The sequence below is a fragment of the Candidatus Nanopelagicales bacterium genome (assembly GCA_018003655.1).
Classification (GTDB): domain Bacteria; phylum Actinomycetota; class Actinomycetes; order S36-B12; family UBA10799; genus JAGNDY01.
The window spans coordinates 1-3,993 of record JAGNDY010000132.1 but is presented as its reverse complement, the minus strand read 5'-3'; the positions used below and the strand labels follow the sequence as shown (position 1 = coordinate 3,993).

General features: G+C 65.9%; 4 protein-coding genes. All 4 read right to left on the bottom strand.

Going from position 1 to position 3,993, the window contains the following annotated elements; translation table 11 throughout:
- The coding region (locus KAZ48_11155) for a hypothetical protein (GenBank protein MBP7973346.1) at positions 1 to 556 on the bottom strand (556 nt) is incomplete at its 3' end.
- Entirely contained in the window at positions 534 to 1,892 is a 1,359-nt protein-coding gene (locus KAZ48_11150; GenBank protein ID MBP7973345.1) for a phage portal protein, read from the bottom strand. The genes KAZ48_11150 and KAZ48_11155, both read right to left, overlap by 23 nt.
- A 12-nt stretch (positions 1,893 to 1,904) precedes the next feature.
- Entirely contained in the window at positions 1,905 to 3,545 is a 1,641-nt protein-coding gene (locus KAZ48_11145) for a hypothetical protein (protein ID MBP7973344.1), read from the bottom strand.
- Positions 3,505 to 3,993, bottom strand: a 489-nt coding sequence (locus tag KAZ48_11140; GenBank protein MBP7973343.1) for a hypothetical protein, incomplete at its 5' end; no start/stop codon positions are given. The genes KAZ48_11140 and KAZ48_11145, both read right to left, overlap by 41 nt.

The following is a 3,993-nucleotide window of genomic DNA, read 5'->3' as shown; positions in this document are numbered from 1 at the left end:
CGATCGTCTGATACACCGGACCGCGCGACTCCAACATCAGACAGAACGCGCAGGCATTGGCGGAGGCGACCCGTGCGAACGTTGTCGCCTGCTCGTCGCTTTCGGTGCTGGCAATGATCGACTCGGCGCCGGCGGCGGCCACCATCGACTCGGTCTCCGCTAGTGCCGCGGCCTCCGCGCGTTGGTCGCGCAGTTGCTGCACAGCGCGGGAGTAGGCGGCCTCCTTCGACCCGTCCGGGATGATCGCTTTCGCCAAGTTCTCGGCGACGACGATCTCCTCCAGAGGTTCGGCAGGGATCGGCAGGAACAGACCCTTAGCGCCCTCGGCCTGGCGGAACTGCAGGTAGTAGGACATCGCCGCGCGCGACGACAGGCTGCGGCCCTGGTTGATCGTCGCGGTCATTGCCCGCGTCCACGGACCCCACGTGCTCGCCGGATTGCTCCGGTTGAACAGCGGCACCAGCGATCTCGCCTGCTGTACTGCGGCGACCCGGATGCGTTGCTGCTGCACCCGATGCGCTCGGGTCAGAGCGTCACCCTGCCGCGTTATCGCCATCGGCCACGACTTGAAGTTCCGGCGGACCCATCAGCGCGGCCAGTTGGCCGAGCGGATCGTTGACGATCGCCTCGCCCTTCCACCGCTCCACGTCCTGCTGAGTCACACCCGGAATGCGCTCCCACAATGCCTGCGGAGGTACTCCGAGCATCGTCACCAACTTGCCGAGCGCGTCCACGGTCGACGCTAGGGACCTGGCTTCGGTGTCGCGCCAGATCACCTGCGCGGACGTGTCAGCCATCGCCTCGGAATCGCCGGCCACATATGCGGACAATCTGAGCGTCTGCTCCCACGCCTCCCCGAACAGCGACTTACGTTCAGCAACCTTGCGCGACTGCTGCACCTCCAGTGAGGCCAACGCCTCCGCAGACAGGTTCGCGATCGTCGCCCCGCCGAGATGGTGCGGCGGAACCTGCGCAATGGTCGCCATGATCCGCAGCACGGACTGGCGGGCGTCGACGTAGCCGTTGAGGTCGGCGGAGTTGAAGTCGCCGAACCTCGTGTCTGGGGATTCGCCGATGAAGAGCTTGTCCACGCCCGACTTGAACGGTTCCACCGGTCGTCCGGTGGAGTCACGCTCCACCTCGAACCCGGTCACCCACTTCTGCCGGAATGCCGCGAACTGCGCAGCCATCCCGAGCCCGAACGTCAGCGAGTTGGCTTGACCCTGCAAGGGGATCAGAGGTTCGATCTCGCCACGCGGATCATCGTCGAGCGTGTACTGGTTGACGAACCTCACGACCGGAGTCCACGGGACCCCGTGAACCTCGGACCCGACGAACTCCGGGGTACTGTCGGCGTTCTTCGCCGTGAACAGATACCGCTCGTACGGCGCGACGACGACTAGCTCCAGGGCTCCACCGGACTCGCGCACGATCAGCGCGTACTCGGGCCATTCGTCGTTGACGGCGTCCTTATAGACAGCGGTCATGTCCCGCGGGGAGAACGGCGACCAGGCCGGGCCTTGATCGCCCGGGGTCACCATCACGTAGGCCGCGCCATAGGTCAGAGCGGCACGATGCACGCCGGTCTGGCGGGCGTCCATCCGATTCGCCTGCCACTGATCCCACGCCGGCGCGTTCTCCTCGGACTGCTTCGCCCGATACCCGTCGACGTACAGACTCTGCGCGATCGTGTCCACGACCAGCGGAAGAACATTGACCCGCGACTGGCGCACGATCTGGCGGAACTCCACCGCGGCATCCCGCGGAACGTACTGCGGGTCGATCTCGCCCTCGACGTAGTCGTGGATCAGGTCCAGCGAGCGGTATTCGGAGTTGCGGACCTTCATCAGGCCTGCGGCGATAGTGCTCGCCTCTTCGGGGTCGATCAGCACCTACGGCCCCTCTCAGAAGGAATAGACGCGCCCCGATTGGCGGCGCTTCGGTTCAGGTTTGATCCGTGCATGCTCGGCGAGGACCAGCCGGCGCACCATCCGGGCACCGATCACACATACGGCGGCGTCGATCTTGTGAGGCGACCCGCGCGACTCCTTGCCGATCGACACCCCGTGCCGGTTCGGTCGGCGGCGGGCATTGCCCACGTGACGCGCGACGCGTGAATCCCCGTCATGGGTGAACTGCTGATCGGTGATCTCGGCCTCGGTCAACTCGCAGGCCTTCGTAAACTCCATGACGTGCCCGCGCATATCCCAGGCGATCGGCTGCGGATCACGGCTGGACCCGGACTCGGCCCATACCGTCATCCGGTCGCCGTACTCGGCCGGCCACGACACCTTGGCGAACGATTCCCACTCGCGGACGTCGGCAAAGAATCCGAGGACAGTCCAGCGGGCCATCGCCCACGACACGGCGGCGTCAACCTCGGTCGCAGACACGATCTCGTCCTGGCCGGGCTCCCACACGCCAATCGTGAAGACATGCCCATCCGACATCCGGCAGCCGACCAGCGCGGTCGCGTCACTGGACTTCGACCCGTCGAAGAACATCACGATCTCGTCACCATCAGCCACGGTCACAGTTAGGTCAGCGCACGCGCCCCACAGTTGCGGGGTCGTCCACGCGTCCACGGCGGCGGTCGGTTGGTTCAGGTAGAACCGGCGCGAGACGTCCGGCTTCGTGCGCGGGTCCCAGATCCGATCTCGGATCACGGACTGGTCAACCCAGGCGCAATCGCCGTACACCCATTCCAGGGCTGCCGTCAGCGACGCCTCGTCAGTAAGGTCCGTCTCCGGCGGTGCGATCAGCGCGTCATACAGAATCCGGCCCTCGCCGCGGGTGCGGCCCTCGTTCTGGGCAACCCACGCGTCCCATTCGGACTCGGCCACGGACCCGATGCCGGGCTCCCATGCGTTCGCGGTCGACAGCATCCGAGACCCGGACTTCGCCAGGTTCCGGTCGAGGACGTCGGCCAGGTCGGTGCCGCCATTGTTCGGCAGCCAATGCTCGACCTCGTCACCCACCACGAACGACGACTCCGAACCTTCAGCCGCGGTGGCCGAGGACGTGATGACGTGCAGTTCCCCGCCGGTGTCGAGCTTGTAGTAGATCGTCTTTCCCGGGTCAAGTGAGTGTTCCTGCACCACGCGGGAGCCCTTCGGCGCCATCGCCCGGACCATCCGCATCGTGTTAGCGGTCTGGGACTCAGCCGTTGCGGCGACCTCCACGAGCGGAAGGTGTACCGGCTCGGCGATCACCCGATCCCCGTCGATGTCCTTCACCCGACACGGGCCGGCGAACTCGATGAGTGCCATCACTGCGGCAAACGGGGACTTACCCGAACCCTTCGCCAGCCGGCGGACTCCATGGTTGAACAGCCACCGACCGTCAGAGTCGACCGCGTACCACCAGAGCAGGAACCGGGCTTGACGTTTCGTCGGCAGCCACGACTGCTTAGCCCGAACCCCGTTAGGTTGGACGAGGAACTCTGCAGCCCATGCGAGCGCCGCCGGCGCCAACGTCAGACGCGGACCACCGGCGGGCAGAGTGTCAAGAGCTAGCGACGGCGAGGCGGATGATGTCTGCGACATCGTCACGGGCCTTCACTGCCGGGTCAGCCACCTGGGCATCCCGCAGTAGTTCCAGTCGCATCCGACGACGTTGACCCTCGGTGGTCAGTAGATCCCGAGACGCGCTCATGATCGCCCCGACGAGCGCCGCGTTCGGCTTCTCGTCGTACAGGCACCTCGACATCTCCGAGGCGAGGAAGTGAGCGGTGAACCAGTCGGAGGGTTCGTAGAACTGGGACTGCCCAGACCTCGCCAGCGAGTTGTACCAGCCCTTAGCCGTCGGGTGCCAGTCCTTGTCTGCGCGTGGCTTGCGCACGACTGCGGCAGTAGGCGCCTGCTCGTAGCCTTCACGCTTGCGCATATTGCGCCGCTGGCTCGTGTGTTTCGGGATGGGACCGGGTGGCATGGCGACCTCCAGGGTCAACTGCCGAGCCCCTCCTGGGGGCCGGATGGTCGGATCATGTAGCGA

What these genes read in the sequence shown, in the direction of transcription:
- KAZ48_11145 (MBP7973344.1), bottom strand. Translation starts at nt 3,545, where the DNA reads ATGTCGCAGACATCATCCGCCTCGCCGTCGCTAGCTCTTGACACTCTG.